Source organism: Hymenobacter metallicola (assembly GCF_004745645.1).
Classification (GTDB): Bacteria; Bacteroidota; Bacteroidia; order Cytophagales; family Hymenobacteraceae; genus Hymenobacter; species Hymenobacter metallicola.
The window spans coordinates 600,407-620,878 of sequence record NZ_SRMB01000003.1; the positions used below are offsets into that span (position 1 = coordinate 600,407).

Consider the following 20,472-nt stretch of genomic DNA (forward strand, 5'->3'; position numbering starts at 1 on the left):
AAATTTTTTAAAAGATTTCTCTTTGTCCCCAGTCGTTAGGGGTGTTTATAAGTGGATAAGAAAATATAGTTATACACAGGGCGGATAACTTGTGAACAAGAACGGGTTTATACACCGTCTGTCAACAGGGTGTGTGGATAGTAAAGTATACATTTTCAATGCGTTGTGATAATTATTCACAATTCACAGCGTTATCCACGAATCCACAATTCACAGGTTTCGCCCTGTGTGGATTAGAGCATTTTTCGAGGAAAGTTATCCACCCTTATCCACGTCGGGAGTGTAGATAGAAGCCTCTGTGCTGGCTCCGGAACCGGCAAAAAAACTTTTCCGCAACTTCTCCACGGGTTATCCCCACGTTTCCCCAGCATTATCCACAGATTATTCCCCGAAGCACGAAATGCGCCTGAATGGCTGTGGAAAAAAATGTGGAAAGCACGTAGAATCCTGATCCTGAAAGCGCCCAATGTGGATAGCTTCTTCGGGCTGTTTAGCAGGCCTCCCGTTTGCCACTGGCCAGCAGATAAAGGTGCAGGCCACCCGCAACGGGTGGAACCAGCCCTGCCAGTAGGCTGGGCAGCCACGGAAACTCAGCACGTAGTCTTGGCTGGCGACCCTAACAAAGAAAATCAGCTAGTAACTCTGACGGGCTTAAACGCCAGCTGGCCCCGAACACGCAGGGTGTTCGGGGCCAGTTGGCGTTTGACAGCAGAATGGTTTAGGGCTAGAAGGCTAGCTTAACGTCTTCCACTTCCCAGTTGGCGCGCACCTGAATCGGCTGAGGGGCCATGTAAACTGGTTCGGGCGGGAGAATGAACTTGGGGTCACCGCCGCGCCAGACGCCGTTATTGTCCGCGTCGATCAGCACCCGCAGCCGGTAGCTGCCCGGGGCCAGATTATCGAAGCGGAAAGTGTTTTTGGGACTTTCCAACACGGCTGCTACCTGCCCGCTGCCATCGAGCAGCTGCAGCTGAAAGCGGGTATATTTGGTTTGCACAGTACCCGCTAGGCTACCCACCGGCGACTGGTCCGTGACGGCCAGCTTCAGGGGGCGCAGGCCCAGGCGCTGATCCGTAATACTGGTTACTGCCGTCGAATCCAGCAGAAGAGTAACCGACTTTTTGGCCTTGGTATTTAGATTCACCGTGAGCTGGGTCCGGTCGGGACTGAGCGTCGCTTCCTGGGGTACCCGAATGGGCTTACGGCTGGTCGAGTCTTCCAGAAGCGTGCCAATGGGCTGCTTGGTAAAGGGCTTCAGCGGCTCCAGGAACTGAAACCGCACCTGCCCCTGCCGGTACACGTCGCGCGGATTGCCGGCTACGCTATACTGCGGCCCGCGCCGGGCCGTGGCCGGAGTGGTACCCGGGAATTTGACGTTGATGGTGTCGCGGCCCACGTTGCCCACGCTGTCGGTAGCGGCCAGCACATAGCGGCCTTCCGCCACAGCCGGCGTGCGAAATAGACTGACGTTGCGCCCCTTTTCGCTGAGCAGTAAAGCCTCGTTGAGCGGCGCGTTGGGAGTGCCGGCCGGGGCACCCAGGGCTGATAAACTGGCCTGGGCCAGGCCCTCGTTAAATACGATTCGAAACTGAGTGGGGGTGCCTTGCTGGCTGGTAATAATGGGCCGGCGGGCATCGGGGCGTACCAGCACTAGGCGCAGGGAATCGAGGCCGGGGCGCACGGTTATCGGCTGGGGCAAGTAGCCGATCTGCTCCCCTTCCTCGTAGCGGCCACTGTTATTCTTATCGGCCAGGGCGAAGAGGCGGTAGCGGCCTACTTTCAGGCTTTGCAGCGAAAAGCCGCCCGACTTATCGGTCCGGTTCAGGTAGTAGGGCTTGCCCCGGCGGATGTTGAGCGTATCGGTTTCCGGGTATAGCATCACCGATACTTCGGCGGCCGGCGAACCGCTGAGCAGCTGGGTAACGGTGCCTTTCACCGAGCCCGAGTCGAGGCGGGCGCCGGTGCTGAAGGTAACGCTGACATTCTGGGCCGGCAGGTTCTCGGTAATGTCGGTGACGGCCTCGCGAAAGTTGAAAGTATAGGTTGTATTGGGCTGAAAGGGCTTTTCGAAAATCAGGGAAATGGCCGCCCGTTCTTCCTTGATTTTATACTTGTCGTCTTCGCCCAGCACCGGCGCCACAATCAGGTTTTTGGTGAGGTCCTTGAGCTGCACGCTTTCCGAAAACTCGAGGCGTACGGTTTGCTGCTGCACGTTGCGGGCCCCGTTTGCGGGCGAGGTGCTGACGAGCTTGGGCGGGGTGGTGTCGCGCGGGCCCCCCTGCGGCGAGCTGATGGAGGCGCACCCACTCAGAGCAGCGCCGGCGGAAAGCAGGAATAGCAGGTTAGCGCGAACGGACATTATACAGCAAAAGCGTGATGACAGTAAGTAAAGCAATGGCCGCAACAATGCGGATACTGGTTTTGCGCGTGGGCTTGTCGTCTTCTGCCGCCGGCAACACTGGCGTGGCAGTAGCCACCACCGAGTCGGGCTGCAGGGCTTTGCGGCTGGTATCGGGCTGAAAACCCGGCCGGAGCGGCGTCGTAACAGAAGCCGTTGACGATAAGATGCTTGGCCCCTCCCCTGCCCTACCGGCGTTGGCCCCGTTCAGGCAGAACAGGCTCCCAACCACCAGCAGAAGCAGCGTAGCGCGCATGGCTCAGCGTTTGTGGGCCACGTAGATAACGCTCGAGTACAAGCCTTCGTGTTCCTCGGCGTACTTATTGGACTTGTAGCCGGCCTTGAGCACATTCATCAGCCCGCCGCCCCGCTCTGCCCGGTGCTTCTCGCTGAGCATGCTTACGTAGTAGGCATCCAGGGGCATGGGCAAGGTTTCAGGCACCGTGAGCTTATGCTTTTTAAGCAGCAGCTTCATGGTTTTGGGACTGAAATGGTACAGGTGCCGGGGCACGTCGTAGGCAGCCCAGTCCTGGCGGTAGTGCTGGGCGTCGAGGCTGTCGACGTTGGGAACGGCAATGATGAGTACGCCGTCGGGCTTGAGCAGGCGCACCAGCTGCTGCAGGGTTTCGTTCAGGTTGTGGACGTGTTCGAGCACGTGCCACAGGGTAATGGCGTCGAACGTGCCCGACTCAAACGTGACCAGGTTTTCGTTGCCGATGGGCTGCCCTACCCGCTCGGAGGCTTCCTGCTGGGCCCGGGCATTAGGTTCTACGCCTACTACCTGCCAGCCACCGGCGCGGGCCGTGGCCAGAAAGTGGCCCGTGCCACAGCCGTAATCCAGCAGCTTGCCCTTGCGTGGGGCCAGCTTGTTGACCAAAGCCACTTTGCGGCGCATCGTGAAAAAGCGCGCCACTTTATAGGCCTGGTTGATAACCCCGGTCGCCGTGCTGTTGTGCGAAACGTAGTCGTCCGACTCGTAGTAGCGCCCGATGGCCTCGATGCCGGGCCGTGGGTTGGTAAACTGGAAGGTGCAGTGCTGGCACTGCACGATGGCAAAGCTTTCCTTGCTCACCGACTTATCCTCGACTACCAGCTTGTTGCGAAACTCGGTTTTGCCGCAAACCGGGCAGGATTCTAATCGTTCGTAGGACACAGGTTCAGACTATAAGCGAAGCAGCCTGACTTGGAGCAGGCTGCCATTTGTGTTGTACTAGCAAAAATAGGCTTTTGAAGCAACACTAAGGCAGCCGCCTAGATTCATGCAAACGGTCAAGGCTGTCAGCCTCTATCCGCTCCCGGGCTTCCATACGCGCGGCTTCTGCCGGGCCTGGGTCGCCCATGAAACCCATTAGAATGAACATAGTGGCACTCCAGAAGAAAAGCCCTAAGCCCAGGCCCGGCAGCGCTACCAAAAGCCATTTCAGAGCCTGCCCCGGCCGCTTGCGCCACAGACACAGCAGCAACAGCAAAAAACCGATAGCAAAGCTGGTTAACAGGACGAGGATGGCCGCGTACCAGCTTTGCTGAAGCGCGTCTGGATGCCGAAGGAGAAAATCGAACCGTTTCGGCAACAGCACCGCCAGCAAGTACACAATGCATACAAAGCTGGCTAGCAATTGTAGCAGTATGAAGTAGCGTTTGCGCAGCACGAGGCCTACGCTGCCCTAGCGGCCCAAATACACCATCAGCACCGACACGTCGGCCGGCGACACGCCGCTGATGCGGGCGGCCTGCCCCAGGGTTTCGGGCTGCACCTTGAGCAGCTTTTCCCGAGCCTCGTGCGAGAGGGCCGGCATCTGCTTATAATCGAGGCGGCCCTGAATCACGAAGTTTTCCAGCTCGGCCACGCGGGCGGCCTGCTGGTTTTCCTTCTCGATGTAGGACTCGTACTTGATGGCAATAATGGCCTGCTCCAGGCTGTCGGGCTGGTACTGGCCCAGGGCCAGCGTGAGGGCCGGCAGGGTGCGCGTGAGGTGCTCCAGCTCCAGGTTGGGCCGGCGCAGCAGGTTGACGGCGCGGGTTTTCTCGTGAATCGTGGCCGAGCTCAGCTCCTCCAGCAAACCGTTGATTTCGGTGGGCTCGATGCTGAAGTTTTTCAGCAGCTTCACCACTTCAGCGGTTTCCTGCTGCTTGCGCTGCACCCGCTCCATCCGCTCATCCGAAGCCAGCCCCAGGGCGTGGCCCAGGGGCGTGAGGCGCAGGTCGGCATTGTCCTGGCGCAGTAGAATGCGGTATTCGGCACGGCTGGTGAACATGCGGTAGGGCTCGTCGGTGCCTTTGTTCACCAGGTCGTCGATGAGCACGCCGATGTAGGCCTCGCTCCGTTTCAGGATGAAAGGCTCCTTGCCGTGCACCCGGTTGTGGGCGTTGATACCGGCCATCAGGCCCTGGCAGGCGGCTTCCTCGTAGCCCGTGGTGCCGTTGATCTGGCCGGCGAAGTACAGGTTCTTTACCCGCTTGGTTTCCAGGGTCAGGTTAAGCTGGGTCGGCGGGAAGAAGTCGTACTCGATGGCGTAGCCGGGGCGGAACATCTTGGCATTCTCGAAGCCGGCAATCTTGCGCAGGGCCCGGTACTGCACGTCTTCGGGCAGGGAGCTGCTAAAGCCGTTGATGTACATTTCCACGGTGCTGCTACCCTCGGGCTCCACGAAGATCTGGTGGCGGTCCTTGTCGGCGAAGCGGTTGATTTTGTCCTCCACGCTCGGGCAGTAGCGCGGCCCCAGACCCTTGATGCGGCCCTGGAACATCGGCGACTTCTCGAACCCTTCGCGCAGGATGTCGTGCACCTCCTGGTTGGTGTAGGTGATGTAGCACGGGCGCTGCTTGACCAGGGCGGGTGTGTCGAGGTAGCTGAACTTGCTGGGCACGTCGTCGCCGGCCTGTTCTTCCATTTTGGAGTAGTCCAGGCTGCGGCCGTCCACGCGGGGCGGGGTGCCGGTTTTCATGCGGCCCGTCTCGAAGCCTAGCTCCTGGAGCTGCTCGGTGATGCCCGTGCTTTTCTTCTCGGCAGCGCGGCCCCCGCCGAAGTTTTTCTCCCCGATGTGAATTAACCCGTTCAGGAAGGTGCCGTTGGTAAGCACCACGGCCTTGCCCCGGAACTCGATGCCGAGCTGGGTTTTGACGCCCACCACGGTGTCGTTTTCCACCACGATGCCCGTCACCGATTCCTGCCAGAAGTCCACGTTCGGGGTTTGCTCCAGCGTGTTGCGCCACTCTTCGGCAAAGCGCATCCGGTCTGACTGCGCCCGGGGGCTCCACATGGCGGGGCCTTTCGAGCGGTTCAGCATCCGGAACTGAATCATGGTCTTGTCGGTGATGATGCCGCTTTGGCCACCCAGGGCGTCCACTTCGCGCACGATCTGGCCCTTGGCCACCCCACCCATGGCCGGATTGCACGACATCTGGGCAATGGTGTTCATGTTCATCGTAACCAGCAGGACTTTAGAGCCCAGGTTGGCCGCAGCCGCAGCCGCTTCGCACCCGGCGTGGCCGGCACCTACTACAATAACATCGTATTCTTCCTGCTGAAACATGGCAGTGGGGGTTGAAAGCTAAGGACTGTTCGGATGAACAGCGCTGATGGCCATTTTGTGCCGTTGGGATAAAAACTGAAAAAACCGCCTCCGTTTCCAGCGAAACAGCCTGCGGTTCTTTAGCTCTTGGCGGAGCGGAGTGGCCTAACGCAACGTGCTCAGAACGTGCGCAAAGATAGGCAGGAATCCTGTTTTTTGCGCAGGTGTTGATTTAGTCCTGCTCGTCGGCCGTCAGGTCTTCGTCCTGCCAGGCCGCCAGCAGCTCAGCAGATTGCCGCGCTACTACTTCCCACGAAAAAGGCATCCAGCAACTATTCAGGGCATCAAATACTTCGGTGGCCTCCCGGCAGGCAAACAGCTTGTAGTCGAACTTGGGGTAGTTGTGGACCAGGTAGCCGGGGTAGTAATAGTCGTGGTGCTGGCGCTGGGCGTATTCCATTTTAAGCAGCATCAGGTACTTGCCCAGGCTGTACTTGCGGTAGTCGGGGTGGTAGAAGTTCATGATGCCGGCTAAGCTGCGGGCCCCGCTGTCGAAAATACCGGCGGCAATGAGGCGGCCATCGTCGCGCACTTCCAGCACGCCCGTGCTAAACACATTGTGGTCGGAGCCGGCCAGGATGAACGACTCCACGGTGGGCGGAGCATCGAAGGTAATGGAGCCGCGGTAGGCCGCGTAGAGTTCTTCCAGTTCCTGGGTTAGCCGAAACTCCCGTAGCGTCACGGAGAACCGCTCGTTGAGGCGCAGCAGCCGGCGCTGCTCGGGGCCGTAGCGCACGTTGGCCAGCACCAAGCGCAGCCAATGCACGCTGTATAATTCTCCTTCGATAGGCAGAATGCGGCAGGTGAATAAGTCCTGGTGCATTCGGTAATATCCTTGGCTCAGGTAATAATCCAGGGCGTAGCCAGGAATGATAAGATTGGGCGAGGAATTGGCAGACATGAAACAGTAAGCTAAGGCAGAACGGCAGCGGCGGAGCGAGCCTGGCTAAGAGCACCCTACAACCGGAACAAAGACTTGGTAAAACGTCCCTGGTGGGTTCCGGGCACCTGTCAAGAAACAAAAAACGCCCGCAGTGGTGCGGGCGTTTCGAGAAAATAACGTGAGAAGCAGGTAGCCGGAGCTTTAGAACGTGCGCAGCGAAAGGCAGTAGTCCTCTTTTTTGCGCATGGCCGTCTGGCTCAGCAGGTCTTTATCGGCGTAGCCCAGCAGGTGGAGCACCCCGTGAATCATCACGCGGTGTAGCTCGTCGTGGAAGGTGACGCCCAGACTTTGGGCATTTTCCCGCACCCGGTCGACGCTGATGAAAATGTCGCCCTCAATGATATCCGCATCGTCGGCGTTATCAAAGGTAATAACGTCGGTGTACGTGTCGTGGTCGAGGTACTCGACGTTGACGCGGTGCAGATACTCGTCGGAACAGAAAATATAGGTCAGCTGCACGATTTTGTGTTCGTGCACCTGGGCAATTTTCTCAATCCACGAAGTCAGGGCCTCGGCTTCAGCCAGTTCAAAGTCGACATCTTCGACCAGGAACTCGATGCCGTGCGACTCGTGCGACTCTTCCGGCAAGCCGGCGTTCATTTCACTTTCCGTTCCGGGAGGGTGCTGATTCATGCCGCGTTTTCGCTGGAAACGGTGTCGGTTGCGGAAGATTCGTCGGTTTCGGCCGGCGAGAGCATAAAGGTGAGCTGCACGTTGCGGCCATCCTTGGTGAACTCTACTTCATCGGCCAAGTGGCGAATGAGGAAGATGCCGCGGCCGCCGGGGTTTTCCAGGTTTTCGGGCGCCGTGGGGTCGAGCAGGTCGGTATAATCAAAACCTTCCCCTTCGTCTTCCACTTCAAACTTCACCCGATCCTTATCAACATAGAGCGACAGGTAGACGTTGCGGTCCTTGTCGAACTTGTTGCCGTGGCGGATAGCATTGTTCACGGCCTCCGTCACGGCGACCATGATGTTGCCATAGATATCATCCTCGATGTGAAACGTATCCTTGGAGTTGTCGATAAAGCTTTCTACGACACGGATATTCTCAACGAGCGAAGGAATCTGAATTTTAACCTGTTTCATAGGTATGTAAAGGGGAGCAGGGCGGTAAAATTAGCGGAACACTATTTCATTTTCTGAAAATATTCACTCACCTCCCGCTGGTAGTACGGCGTGAGGGCCGGTGGAACGGTCCGCAGCAGCTCCGTTTGGCGGTTTTTCTGCTGCTTATATTTCTCAAAAGCAGGTGGAAATACCGGTGTCCGGTTCTGTGCGGTCTGCGCTTCGCGCTTGTCATCCTGGTCCCGTTCCCGAGCCGATTTCTCGACTTCCAGCAAACGAGTCATGATTTGACGCTGACGCAAAATGGTTTGCTCCGTTAGCCGCTTGTTTACGAGGTCGGTTTCGGTTTGTTCCATTAATTTCTTCAACTCGCCGGTGCCGCCGGCGCCGTTCTGGCCTTTGCCTTCTTTGCTGCCTTGTTGCAGCTTATCAAGCTCTTTGAGGGCCTGGCGAAGCATTTGCTGTTGAGCTGCGAGTTTAGCTAAATCTTCTGACAACGCCCGTCCGGTTTTGCCGCTTTGCTGCAGCTGCTGAATCTGCTGGTTGAGCTGCTGCTGCATCTTGCCCAGCTGCCCCTCGCCGGCGGCGCTGCCTTTCTTCTTTTTCTTGCCGCCGGGCTTGCCCCCACCCTGCTGGGCCTGCTGCCCTTCGCGCTGCTCCTGCTGCATCTGCTGCAGGGCGTCGTTGAGCATCAGGGCCAGGTTGTTCATGCTGGTCATGGCCAGCTGCTGGCTGCTGGTGGCCCGGCCCACGTTGCGCTGCCGGATCTGGTTCAGCGACTCGTCCATCTGCCCGTTCATCTCCCCTACTTCCCGGGTCACGAACGACTTGATCTGGAATACTTTTTTGGCCAGGGCATACAGGGAGTCCTGGATGATGGCTGCGTCGTCCTTGAGCTTGCGCTGGTTCTGGCCCAGCTGCACGAAGCGCGGGTCGGTCTGGTCGACGGTGCGGAACTGCTTCATCAGGTTTTCCTGGTCGAAGCTGAGCGTGATGAGGTTGTCGAGGATGTCGCGCAGGTCGTCGATGTTCTGCTGCTGCTGCTCGTCCTGGTCCTCTTCCTGCTGCTGCTTCATTTTCTGGGCCATCTGCTGCATCTTCTGGGCGGCCTGCTTCTGGCTCTGGCTGGCTTTCTTGTTTTGGTTCTTGCCGAGCTGCTCCTGGCTGTCCTGCTGCTGCTGGTCCACGTCCTGCTGGTCCTGCTTCATGTCGTCGGCGCCGTTCTGGTTGTCCAGCTGCTCGTCCATCTTCTTGAGTTCGTCGAGCTCCTTTTTCACGTCCTGGAACTGCTGCTGCTTCTCAGCCTGCTGCTGCTTGAGTTGCTCCTGCTTCTGCTGCTGGTCCTGCTTCGAGTCGCCTTTCTGCTGGTTGTCCTTGTCGTTTTTCTCGGTTTGCTCGGCCAGCTTTTCCTGCTCCTGGGCCAGCTGCTCGAGCTTCTCGGTGGCCTGCTCCATCTTCTGCTCAAACTGCAGCTGCTTGAACATTTCCAGGGCCCGCTCCAGCTCTTTTTGCAGGGTGTTTTCCTTGTTTTCGAGCTGCTGCAGCATCTTTTGCAGCTGGGCGTCGGGCGTTTTCTGCTCTTCCAGCAGCTTCTGCAGTTGGTCGTAGAGCTTCTTGGTTTCGGGGTCGAGCAAGGAGTCCATCAGCTTCTTAAGCTCCTCGGCCTTGTCGCGCAGCTCCTCGCTCTTGGGGTCGAGCTGGTCCTGCTTCTGGGTCAGCTCCTCAAACATCTTCTTCATGTCGGCAATCTGCTGGTCCATCTGCTGCTTCTGCTCGAGCATGTCCTGGAGCTGCTTTTTGTCCTGGAAGTTGAGGCTGCGCTTGGTTTTGAGCTTGTCCTCAGTCTTGGCCATTTCGCGCTCCAGCTTTTTGGACTTCTCGGCCGCCTGGCTCAGCTGGTTCTGCACCGACTGCGACTGGGCGTTCATCTGCTCCCGCAGTTCCTTGGTAGAAGGCAGCTTGAACTCGGCCGCCCGCGTCCGGGCCGCTTTGGGGCCGTGCACGCCGTCGTTATCCCACACCTGCAGGAAGTATTCCACCCGGTCGCCGGGCTTCAGGTTCAGGGGCGCCAGGTCCCACTGGTAGGCGTAGCTCTGGGTCGGGCCGCTTTGCAGGGCAATGGCGCGGGCCTTGTAGTCGCCGTTGGGCCGGGCTTTGGAAGTCACGCGGTAGTGGAGCTGCAGGCGGCTCAGGCCGTAGTCGTCGCGCACCGAACCGCCCAAAGCCAGGTAGCGCAGGGAGGTGGTATCGGCGAAGCTCTCGACCGTAATTTCCGGCACCAGGTCCGGAATGGCGGTAATCTGGTACTGAATCGGGTCCCGGTTGAGGCTGGCCGCGTTGCGCAGGCGCACGGCGTATTCCTGGCTTTTCAGGACGCGGCGCGTCGTTGCAAACCCCTCCCCCGCCTCGGTGGCTGTCACGGTTTCCTCGGGGTTGGTGAACAGCAACTGCAGCTCGTCGGTGGCGGCGGTGGCGAATTCCCAGCGTACGGTGCTGCCCTCGGGCACCGTGAGGTTGCCGGTATTGCGGATGGTTTCGGCGGGCTTGCCGATATAGGTCGGGTAGGTGACGTGCACGGCGAAGTCGCGCAGGTTGGGCCGCTCGCGCACCAGCAGGTCGTAGTCGTCGGAGGTGAAGCCGGCGGCCGAGAGCTGGAACTCCACGTTGCGCTGCAGCTGCCGGAACTCGTAGGTGTAGCGGTTGCCGCTCTGCTTCGTCAGGCGCCGCTCCCGGCCCCCGTACACGATGCTGATTTCGTTGGGCAGGGCCTCGCCTTCCACCGTCACGGCCAGCTCGTAGTTTTCGCCCTTAAAGGCCTTCAGGTCCTTGTTCTCAACAATAAACGTAAATGGAGCTGGTGGCGAATAGGCCCGGTTGTAGTGGAAAATCCGCTCGGTACCCTGCACGAACAGGGCGGGGTACACCAGCAGCAAGAGCAGCATGATGCCGGCCGGTACGGCCACGTATTTCCACAGCGGCCGGGTCTGGTTCCTGATATTGATGCCCTGACTGAACTCCAACCCGGTGAGCTGACCGGCGCGCTGTTCCAGGCTGGCGGCAATCAGCTCATTCTCCCGGGCCTGGCCCTGGAGCTGCAAGGCGTTGAGCAGCTTGTCCTGGACCTGGGGAAATAATTCGCCGACGCGCTGGGCGGCCTGTTCGTCGCTGAGCAGGCGGCGTAGGTTGGTCAGGGCCGCCAGGGGCTGCCAGATCCAGCGCCCGAAGGCATAGACGGTAAGGGCCAGAAAGCCGAACAGCAGCCCGCCCCGCACCCAGGTGGGCAGGTAAAGGAAGTATTCCAGGGTGTTGAATACCAGAAACAGCGTCAGCAGCAACCCGCCCGCCACCAGCGCGCCGCGCACCAGCAGGTTGAGGTAAAACTTCCGCTTAAAGGCATCTAGTTGCGCCAGAACCTGCTCCAGGGCCGGCGCATTCGTAGTCGTTACAGGCACAGATTCTTTCTCCAAGAAACCAAAAGAGCCCAGTGCAGGCCCTCGGAAAGATACGCATAATGGCGGCGAAGGCTGCATGCAGCCCACCGGACTAAACGACAACAGCTCAGGGGTAAATTGTTCCGGAGCGGGGCGGGCCGGTGTGGATATTCCAAGTCAGGCTTGCCTAGCAGCTGCGCAACAAAAGCCTCGGCGCTGCGTGCCGAAAGCAGAACATTCTCCTGAGCAACGTTGAGGCCCCTCGCGGCCCAGTAGCACTACCCTGGTCCGCGAGGGGCCTCCCCGGCTCGACGTGACCTTCAAGAAAAGCACGGAAAAGCCCGAAAAGTAAAAAGCCCGGCTTCGAGCAGAAACCGGGCTTTTTACTTTTCGAAAGGGGGGCTGGATTACTCGGCCTTTTCCTTCACTTTGGTGCCGTCCTCGTCCTTTTTCAGCTTGCGCTTGGCTTTGCGGCCGTCTTCGTCTTTGGTCTTGGACTTAGCCTTTTTCACGTCGCCGCCGGTGGGGGCGGCGGGCACGGCCGTTACGGTGCTGGCGGCCGGAATAGCGGCGGTGAGGCGGTTGCCCTCGGCATCCATTTCCACGATTTCGTAGCCCAGGGTAGTGATGCTGGGGAACACCTTGTTCCGGTCGCCGACCACCACGATGTACATGTTGTCAATCGGCAGGTACTTCTGGGCCACGGCCTGCACGTCTTCCTTCTTCAGGTTGCGCAGAATCTCGTTTTGCTGCTGCACGAAGTTGGGCGTAAGGTCGTATTCGAGCAGGCGGGCCAGGAAAGCGGCCCGCTGCAGGCCGGTTTCGTACTTCAGCGCGTCGCTCTGGCCTACCGAGGTCTTGAGCAGTTGCAGCTCCTCGTCGGAAATACCCTGCTGGTAGCTTTTCAGCTCTTTGCCAAACTCGACCAGGGCCGGAGTAGTAGCGTCGGCGCGCACCCCGGCCTGGGCCGTGAAAGGCCCAATGTAGCGGCTGCCCTGGAAGCCCGAGTAAGCGCCGTAGGTATAGCCTTTCTGCTCGCGCAGGTTCTGGTTGATACGGCTGGTAAAGGAGCCGCCCAGCAGGTAGTTGGCCAAATAGGCCCGGTAATAGTCGCCGGTGGCGTCGTAGGGCAGGGCCAGGTAGCCCATGCGGATTTCCGACTGGGCCGCATCGGGTTTGTTGACGAAGTAAATGCGGGTTTTATCGGGCTGCTTGCCGGGGTTGCCGGCGGGCAGGATCTGGCCCTTGCGGCCCCAGTTTTGCAAAAAGCCCAGCTTGCCGACCACTTCCTTCTGCTCGACGTCACCCACGATAACCAGGTGCGACAAATCGGGGCCGTAGTAAAGCTGGTAAAACTGCTTGACGTCGTCCAGGGTGAGGCCCTGCACGGTGCTGGCCGTGCCGAAAACGGGCACGCTCATGATGTCGCCGGGGCCGTAGAGCAGGGAGGCGTAGGTCTTGTCGGCAATGACCGTGGGCTGGGTGCTCTGGTTGGCAATGGCTTCGAGGGTTTGCTTTTTGAGGCGGGCAAAGTCGGCCGCATCAAAGCGGGGGCGCAGCAGCAGCTCTTCCAGCAAGGCCAGCGTGGCGGGCAGGTTCTTGGTCAGACTCTGCACTTCCACCAGGGTATTGTCGGCGCCGGGCCGTACCCGAATCGAGCTGCCCAGCCGCTCGAGGGCATCGGCCAGCTGCTCACCCGTGTACTTCTGGGTACCTTCGCTGAGCATCGAAGCCGTTAGGGCCGCTACGCCCGCCTTGCCGGGGGTGAGCTGCTCCAGGCGGTGGCCGCCGCGGATGGTAAGCAGCATGTTCACGGTCGGAACTTCGGTGTTGCGGCTGCCCATCACGCGCAGGCCGTTCTGAAACTGCTCCTGCCACAGGGCGGGCACCTTCACCACGGGGTTGGCGCCCGCGCCGGGCATTTTGCTCCGGTCGAAAGAGTCTTTGGCCTTCACGTAGGTCAGGCCCTTATACTCATCGGCCGGGGCCTTGTAGGCTTCCTTGGTAATGGTGTAATTGTCGGGCTTGGCCGGCGCCGTAGGAGCCGACTTAGGCAGCACGCTCAGCACCACGGCCTTTTTGCCTTTGATGTACTGGCCATACACCCGCTGCACGTCGGCTTTGGTTAGGGCGCGCAGGCGTTGGAGTTCTACGGTCAGGTAGTTGGGGTTGCCTGTAAAGGTCTGGTTGGCGGCCAGGCGCGCTACCTTGCCGGTCACGCTGCCCAGGCTGTTGATCAGGTCGGCCTCGTGGCTGGCCTTGAAGCGCTGCAAATCCTCGTCCTTCACGCCCCGCCGCTCAAACTGCGTCAGATTCTGCCGCACCAGGTATTCCAGACTGTCGAGGCCCTTGCCGGGGAAAGCCCGGGCCGTAATGGTGAATTCACCGCCCAGCTCCGAAGTAGGATGGTAAGCCTGGGCTCCGAGGGCCTTCTGCGTTTTCGTAAGGTTCTGGTACAGCAGCGAGTTTTTGCCGCCCCCGATAATCTCGGCCAGAGCGTCCAGGGCTACTTCATCGGGGTGGTTCTGCGGAACCGTAGGGAATACCATTTGCAGCTGCGGGAAGCGCACGTTGTCCTGGTAGCTCACGTAGCGGTCCTGGGTGAGCTTAGGCGCGGGCAGCTTCATGTTCTGCACGGCCGGTCCGCGGTTGATGGGGCCAAAGTACTTCTCCGCCATAGCCACCACCTCAGCCGGCTTCACGTCGCCGCCCACCGTGAGCGTGGCGTTGTTGGGGCCGTACCAGCGCAGGAAAAACTGCTTCAGGTCGTTGACGTCGGAGCGGTCCAGGTCTTCGAGGTAGCCAATGGTGAGCCAGCTGTACGGGTGGCCGTAGGGGTACAAGGTCTTGGCTACGTACTCGCCGACCAGGCCGTAGGGGCGGTTGTCGTAGTTCTGGCCCCGCTCATTTTTCACCGTGGCCCGCTGCACTTCAAAGCGCTTCTGGGTTACGGCGTCGAGCAAAAAGCCCATGCGGTCGGCTTCCAGCCACAGGGCCCGTTCGAGCTGGTTGCTCGGAATGGTTTCGTAGTAGTTGGTCCGGTCGCGGTTGGTGCTGCCGTTGTTGGTACCCCCCGAGCCGATGATGACCTTGTCGAACATGCCCTGCGGGGCGTGGTCGGAGCCCTCAAACATCATGTGCTCAAAGAAGTGGGCAAAGCCCGACTTGCCGATCTGCTCCCGGGCCGAGCCGACGTGGTAGGTCACGTCCACGTGCACCAGCGGGTCGGAGTGGTCCTCGGTTACGATGAGGGTGAGGCCGTTGGGCAGTACGTACTTTTCGTAGGGAATCACCACCTCCCCGGGCTTGCGGGTTACTTTTTCGACGAGGCGGGTGCCGGTGGCGGAAGCAGCCGTCGTGGCGGCGGCCGGCTTGTTCTGCTGGGCAGTGGCCGGAGCCGTAACCAGAGCGGCCCCGAGGCCCAGCAGGAGAAGGGAGTGTTTACGCATAGAAAGGAAATACTGGAAGAAGGCAGGAAGGTAAGCGGTTCAAAGACAAACGCCCAAAACGCATGTTGCGTGCCGGGACCTGAACGGGAGAAGCCCGGCGGGAAGTTCGTTTTCGGCTGCGAGAGGTAAGGTAACGCCGCATGCCATTCCGAGCCAAGCGAGGAATCCCGCTTGGCTGAAGCTGTTTTCTGTTTCAGCCAAGCGGTAACGATGCTTCGGCCGGCTTAGCGTAGCAATACCGGTTTGGGCCAAGCCGCCTGCTGGTGCTGTGCCCGTTTTTCGGCATCTTCAGCCCACCAAACAACCACAACCACAACCCTTCATGCGCTTCTTCTCCTCTTTCCTGCTGCTTGGCGGGGCTCTGGCTCTGGGCAGCCTACCCGGTTGCCAGAGCCGCAGCTCCGACTCGGCCACCGCCGGGCAGCCCGCGGCCGGTACCCAGGCTTCGGCCGATACCCTCGTGCCGGCCTCGCCCAACGACGGAATTACGGCCCAGCTGATCGGCAACCACATCAAGGTGCTGGCTTCGGATGAGTATCAGGGCCGCAAGCCGTTCACCGTGGGCGAGCAGAAAGCCACCACTTACCTGGCCAACGAGTTTAAAAAGCTGGGCCTCCAGCCGGGCCCCGACGGCAGCTACTTCCAGAAAGTGCCCCTGGTCGAAATAACCGGCACGCCCGCGCCCACCATGCAGATAACGGGCGGCAAGCAGCCGTTGGCCCTGAACTACAAGACCGACTACATGGCCTTTACCGAGCAGGAAAAGGAAAAAGTAGCCCTCCAGAACTCCCCACTAGTGTTTGCCGGCTACGGGGTGGTGGCCCCCGAGTACGGCTGGAACGACTACGCGGGCCTCGACGTGAAAGGCAAAACGGTGGTCGTGCTCGTCAATGACCCCGGCAACGCGGGCACCGACACGACCTTGTTCAAGGGCAAGGCCATGACCTACTACGGCCGCTGGATGTACAAATACGAGGAAGCCGCCCGCCAAGGCGCCGCCGGCCTGCTCATCATTCACGATACCAAGCCCGCCGCCTACCCCTGGAGTGTAGTGCAAAGCAGCTATTCGGGCGCCAAGCTCCGCAACCAAACGGCCGACAGAGGCGCCAGCAAGTGCACTGTCGAGGGCTGGATAACGTTGGACGCGGCTAAAAAGCTGTTCTCGGCCGCCGGCCAGGACTACGAGGAAGCCTACACTGCCGCCAACCAAAAAGGCTTTAAAGCCCGGCCGCTGAATCTGCAGGTTAGCACCAGCATTACCAACAAGCTGCGCCGCCAGGAGTCCAAGAACGTGGTGGCCGTGCTGCCCGGCACCACCCGGCCCGACGAGTACATCATCTACTCGGCCCACTGGGACCACCTCGGCATCGGGGCACCCGTGGCCGGCGACTCTATCTACAACGGCGCAGCCGATAATGCCAGCGGCTGCGCGGCCTTGCTGGCCATTGCGGGGGCCTTCCGGCAGGCCAAGGAAAAGCCCGGGCGCAGCATCGTGTTCCTGGCCGTGACGGGCGAAGAACAAGGCCTGTTGGGCTCGATGTACTACGCCAACCACCCGCTGTTCCCGGTGAGCAAGACCGTGGCCGACCTGAACATGGATGACTTGCCCAACACCGGCCCCATGCGGGATCTGACGGTTATCGGCTACGGGCAGTCGGAGCTGGATGAGTACGCCCGCGCCGCGGCCCAGGAGCAGGGGCGCTACATTCAGCCCGACCAGAACGCCGATAAGGGTTATTTCTTCCGCTCCGACCACTTCAGTTTTGCCCACGTGGGCGTGCCTTCCCTCTACGCCAGCGGCACCGCCGACAGCTGGACCAAGGGACGGGCTTACATGCAAAAGATGAGTGAGGAGTTTGAGGCCAAGCACTACCACCAGCCCTCCGACGAGTACAATGCCCAGGCCGACTACCGCGGCATGGAGTGGGATGCCCGCCTGCTCTACCGCGTGGGCCGCAAGCTGGCCGGTGAGACGACCTTCCCCAAGTGGAAGCCCGGCTCCGAATTCAAAGCTATCCGCGACAAAAGCCTGGCCCGGCAGTAAGGCCTTAGCTACCAGCTGAATTCCTAGAAAAGCCTCCGCTGGATAGCGGGGGCTTTTTGGCGTTAAAATAACGTTAAAACAATAGGTACTGGGTTCACTGTTACTTATCTGGCAAGCCGAATCCTACGCCTGCCTGTTCCCTCTTAGCGTCGCCTTTCGTGTCTGTACCTTCTACCGAGCTTGACTTCGTACGTCTGTCTTACCGCTCCGACCTGCGCATTTTCTTTATGCGCTGGACGCGGCTGGTATCGTCGCAGGAACACCGGGCGGGCTATAAGGCGGCCCTGGAGTTTGCCCGGCAGCACGAGGCGGCCCACTGGCTGATTGATCTGCGTATCCGCGGGCTGGCCGAGGCGGAAGACTTCACCTGGATTATTCAGGAGTTTCGCCAGATGATGCAGCGGGCCTTGCCGGGCGCCGTGTTCCGGGTGGCCTACCTGGTTACCCCCTACCACCAAGAGCTGATTGACAGTCGGCTGCCAGCCCACGAGGCGACGTTTCGCACCTTTATCGAGGAGCAAACGGCTTACCAGTGGCTCGGGGTGCCCTTGTCGGCGGCCCGCTAGGCTGCTGGCCTAGCCCTCGGCCCAGCGGTAGCGCCGCTCCTTCCACAAAATCAGGCTGGGCCAGGCCGTGTAGCCCAGCACCGCCAGCGACATAGCCAGCAGGTACACGTCGTAGAGCAGCAGTACGCCCAGGTTTTCGCGGTGCCCGGCCTGCCGCAGCGTAATAGCCAGGAATAACGTCTGGCACAACAGCTTCGCCCCGTACAAAGCCCCGATTAGTTCCAGGGGCAGCAGGCCTGGCCAGCCCAGCACGGTGTAGAAAAAGCCGTAGGAGCTAAACAACAGGCCCAACTGCCAGGGCAGGCGCACGGCGCCCTTCATCCACCGTTTGCGCTGGTGCAGCAAGTGGCGCACCGTGGGCTGCGGTACCGATATGCCCAGGGCCTTGGGCGTAATGATGTTGCGGTAGCCCCAGCCCTGATTGACAATCTGCTCAAAGAGCTGCAAGTCTTCCGTGATGCTGAAAGCCAGCGCCTCGTAGCCGCCAATCGACTCGTAGGCCGCCCGCGTCACAAGCATATTGTTGCCGACGGCCGTAATGGGCAGGCCCCGGTCGGTGAGGACCCGAATGACGTTGAGGCCGAAAAGCCAGTCGAGGCCCTGCAGGCGGCCAAACAGGTTGCCGCCGGCCGTGGTAATGCCCGTCACGACGCCCACGCCTTCGGGAGCCGCCGCCAGCATGGTTTGCACCCAGTCGGGGGCCAGGGCCATGTCGGCGTCGGTGATGAGGAAGGTATCGGCGGTGGCGGCCCGGCACAGGTGGGCCAGCACGTTGCTTTTGCCCCGGGCCGTGCCCAGCTTCTGCCGGATGGGCAAAAGCCGGAACTGGGGCTTGTCGGCAATGAAGCGCTGCACGACGGCCATGGTATTGTCGGTGGAAGCGTCGTCGCCGATCAGGATTTCGAGCTGCTCGGCCGGGTAGTTAAGTTTAGACAAGGCCCGCAGGCACCGTTCGATGGTGGCTTCCTCGTTGCGGGCCGCAATCAGAATACTAACCCGGGGGAAAGAAGTGAGCGTCGGTAGGGCGGGGCGGGGCCAGATCAGCAGCAACAACATCAGGAGGTAGATACCGAAGAAGGCGCTGAAGAAAATGGCGGCAAACAGCATAGAGAAACCCGTGAATGAAATAAGAACGACCGGGCCAAGAGTCAGCAAGCCTGCCCGCAACAGTAGGTTATTGCATACGGCGGGGGATAGGTGCAACGTTGCACCGATAAGTGCTGATTCGTGCGGCGCAAATACGGATTCATGCCGGATAGCTTGACGGGAACGGGCATGAAAAAAGCCTCCCCCGTTCCCGAGAGAGGCTTCTTGCGGTAGCTCCGGATGTTAGGTGCGCGGCACCGAGGCGGTGGGCGTGTCGTAGCCCGGCGAGTTCTCCACGTGGACGCTGGGGTGCACGTCGTCGTTGTCTTTCACCCAGAGGGTAAACAAGCCGGCGGCTATCATGGAAGCCCCGCCCAAGGCAATCGTATTCAGAGTATTGCCCTGAAACAAGTGCATGGTAGCCCAGCCCAGAATGGTGGCGGCTACAATCTGGGGAATCACGATAAAGAAATTGAACACGCCCATGTAGTAGCCCATGCGGTTGGCCGGCAACGACCCGGCCAGGATGGCGTAGGGCATACTCAGGATGCTGGCCCAGGCCACGCCCACCATGGCCATCGACACCATGATGAAACTGGGGTCGGAGATAAACTTCAAGGAGAGCAGGCCCAGACCCCCAATCAGCAAGCACAGCATGTGGGTGCGGCGGCGGCTGGTGCGGGCCGCAATCAGCGGGATGATGAAGGCAAAGACGGCCGCCACCCCGTTGCGCACCGACGAGGCCAGGCTCAGCCAGTCGGCTCCGTCGTTGTACTGCTGCTGCACCCGCTGCAGCTCCACTTTGTCTTCGTATTCGGGCTGGGCATGGCTCAGGTAGTAGTTGGCCATGTTGATGGTGATGATCTTGTCGGCTTGGTTGGTCTGGAACTGATTGATTTCCTTGATGTCGCTTTGCAGGGCGGTCAGTTCCTTTTTCGCCTTCTCGTCGGTGGCCCGGCCGGCTTCGGCCCCGATAAACCCGGCTACCCGGCTATAGAGGCCGCTATCCACCTTCATGTTGTAGATGTTGCTGGTCACGGCGTTGGTGGAATAAATCCACATCGAGAACAAGGCAAACCAGGTGAAGAACTGCACGATGGCCAGCTGCCGCATGGCCGTGGGCATGTGGAAAATACCCATAAACGACTCCTTGATACCGTCCAGAATGCCGACCTGGGCATTCTCGCGCCGGAACTCCTCCATATCGGCGGGCGGCGTTTCGGTGGAGGTGAATACGGTGTAGAGCACGGCCAGAATAAAGGCCACCCCGCCGGCGTAGAAAGCCCACTTCACCGACGGCGGAATCTCGCCGCTCGGGGCCGTATTGCTCAGATGAAACCAGTTGTTGAAAATCCAGGGCAGGGCCGCCGCAATGACCGAGCCCACCCCGATGAAGAAGCTCTGCATGGCAAAGCCGCTGGTGCGCTGTTCGCTGGGCAGCTTGTCGCCAACGAAGGCCCGGAACGGCTCCATGCTAATGTTGATGCTGGCGTCCAGGATCCAGAGCATGCCGCCGGCCATCCACAAGGCCGAGGAGTTGGGCATTACAAACAAGGCCAGCGTGGCGAGAATAGCCCCGATGGCGAAGAACGGCCGCCGCCGGCCCCAGCGCGGGTGCCAGGTCCGGTCGGAGAAGTAGCCGATGATGGGCTGCACCACGAGGCCGGTAAGCGGCGCGGCAATCCACAGAATCGGAATATCGTCCTTGTTGGCGCCCAGCGTTTCGAAGATGCGGCTCACGTTGGAGTTCTGCAGCTCAAAGCCAAACTGAATGCCCAGAAAGCCGAAGCTCATGTTCCAGATTTGCCAGAAGCTCAGGCGGGGTTTTTGGCGGGTGTCGGTGGTCGACGAAGCCGCTACGCTGGTTGCCATCAGAAGGGGAATTTTAAGGGGGGAGAAAAGGAGTAGGCTGGGCG

The 20,472-nt window shown here is 60.1% G+C and carries 14 protein-coding genes; 2 read left to right on the forward strand and 12 right to left on the reverse strand.

Annotated elements, in window-relative coordinates:
• Positions 1-724: 724 nt before the first annotated feature.
• The 10 genes from E5K02_RS17755 to E5K02_RS17800 all read right to left on the reverse strand — a co-directional run bounded on the left by E5K02_RS17755 (position 725) and on the right by E5K02_RS17800 (position 14,860).
• Positions 725-2,359 (reverse strand): Ig-like domain-containing domain, encoded by a 1,635-nt coding sequence (locus E5K02_RS17755; RefSeq protein ID WP_135396542.1) that lies wholly within the window; start codon positions 2,357-2,359, stop codon positions 725-727.
• Entirely contained in the window at positions 2,343-2,654 is a 312-nt protein-coding gene (locus E5K02_RS17760; RefSeq protein WP_135396543.1) for a hypothetical protein, read from the reverse strand. Before E5K02_RS17760 ends, E5K02_RS17755 begins: the two co-directional genes overlap by 17 nt.
• Positions 2,655-2,657: 3 nt before the next feature.
• Entirely contained in the window at positions 2,658-3,551 is an 894-nt protein-coding gene (locus E5K02_RS17765) for a class I SAM-dependent methyltransferase (RefSeq protein WP_135396544.1), read from the reverse strand.
• Between the two features lie 85 nt (positions 3,552-3,636).
• Positions 3,637-4,047, reverse strand: coding sequence for a hypothetical protein (locus tag E5K02_RS17770; protein ID WP_135396545.1), 411 nt, complete (start codon positions 4,045-4,047; stop codon positions 3,637-3,639).
• 15 nt (positions 4,048-4,062) lie between these two features.
• Complete coding sequence (gene mnmG, locus E5K02_RS17775; protein WP_135396546.1) at positions 4,063-5,931, reverse strand: tRNA uridine-5-carboxymethylaminomethyl(34) synthesis enzyme MnmG; 1,869 nt, start codon at positions 5,929-5,931, stop codon at positions 4,063-4,065.
• A gap of 211 nt (positions 5,932-6,142) precedes the next feature.
• On the reverse strand, positions 6,143-6,871 hold the full coding sequence (locus E5K02_RS17780; RefSeq protein ID WP_240737339.1) for a GNAT family N-acetyltransferase: 729 nt from the start codon (positions 6,869-6,871) through the stop codon (positions 6,143-6,145).
• A gap of 183 nt (positions 6,872-7,054) precedes the next feature.
• On the reverse strand, positions 7,055-7,546 hold the full coding sequence (gene ybeY, locus E5K02_RS17785; protein ID WP_135396547.1) for an rRNA maturation RNase YbeY: 492 nt from the start codon (positions 7,544-7,546) through the stop codon (positions 7,055-7,057).
• Complete coding sequence (locus tag E5K02_RS17790; RefSeq protein ID WP_135396548.1) at positions 7,543-8,001, reverse strand: ATP-binding protein; 459 nt, start codon at positions 7,999-8,001, stop codon at positions 7,543-7,545. Before E5K02_RS17790 ends, ybeY begins: the two co-directional genes overlap by 4 nt.
• 41 nt (positions 8,002-8,042) lie before the next feature.
• Entirely contained in the window at positions 8,043-11,432 is a 3,390-nt protein-coding gene (locus E5K02_RS17795; RefSeq protein ID WP_240737340.1) for a DUF4175 family protein, read from the reverse strand.
• A 386-nt stretch (positions 11,433-11,818) separates the two neighbouring features.
• Entirely contained in the window at positions 11,819-14,860 is a 3,042-nt protein-coding gene (locus tag E5K02_RS17800; protein ID WP_135396550.1) for a M16 family metallopeptidase, read from the reverse strand.
• A 322-nt stretch (positions 14,861-15,182) separates the two neighbouring features.
• Between E5K02_RS17800 and E5K02_RS17805 the strand changes: the two genes are divergently transcribed.
• Both E5K02_RS17805 and E5K02_RS17810 read left to right on the forward strand, forming a co-directional pair.
• The gene (locus tag E5K02_RS17805; RefSeq protein WP_135396551.1) at positions 15,183-16,904 is read left to right on the forward strand and encodes a M28 family metallopeptidase; all 1,722 of its coding nucleotides are present in this window, start codon (positions 15,183-15,185) and stop codon (positions 16,902-16,904) included.
• A 158-nt stretch (positions 16,905-17,062) separates the two neighbouring features.
• Complete coding sequence (locus E5K02_RS17810) at positions 17,063-17,470, forward strand: hypothetical protein (protein WP_135396552.1); 408 nt, start codon at positions 17,063-17,065, stop codon at positions 17,468-17,470.
• A gap of 9 nt (positions 17,471-17,479) precedes the next feature.
• Here E5K02_RS17810 and E5K02_RS17815 read toward each other — a convergent pair whose 3' ends face one another.
• Both E5K02_RS17815 and E5K02_RS25945 read right to left on the reverse strand, forming a co-directional pair.
• Positions 17,480-18,577, reverse strand: a complete 1,098-nt coding sequence (locus E5K02_RS17815; protein ID WP_135396553.1) for a glycosyltransferase — start codon at positions 18,575-18,577, stop codon at positions 17,480-17,482.
• Positions 18,578-18,799: 222 nt separating this feature from the next.
• Complete coding sequence (locus tag E5K02_RS25945) at positions 18,800-20,428, reverse strand: MFS transporter (RefSeq protein ID WP_240737341.1); 1,629 nt, start codon at positions 20,426-20,428, stop codon at positions 18,800-18,802.
• Positions 20,429-20,472 lie beyond the last annotated feature (44 nt).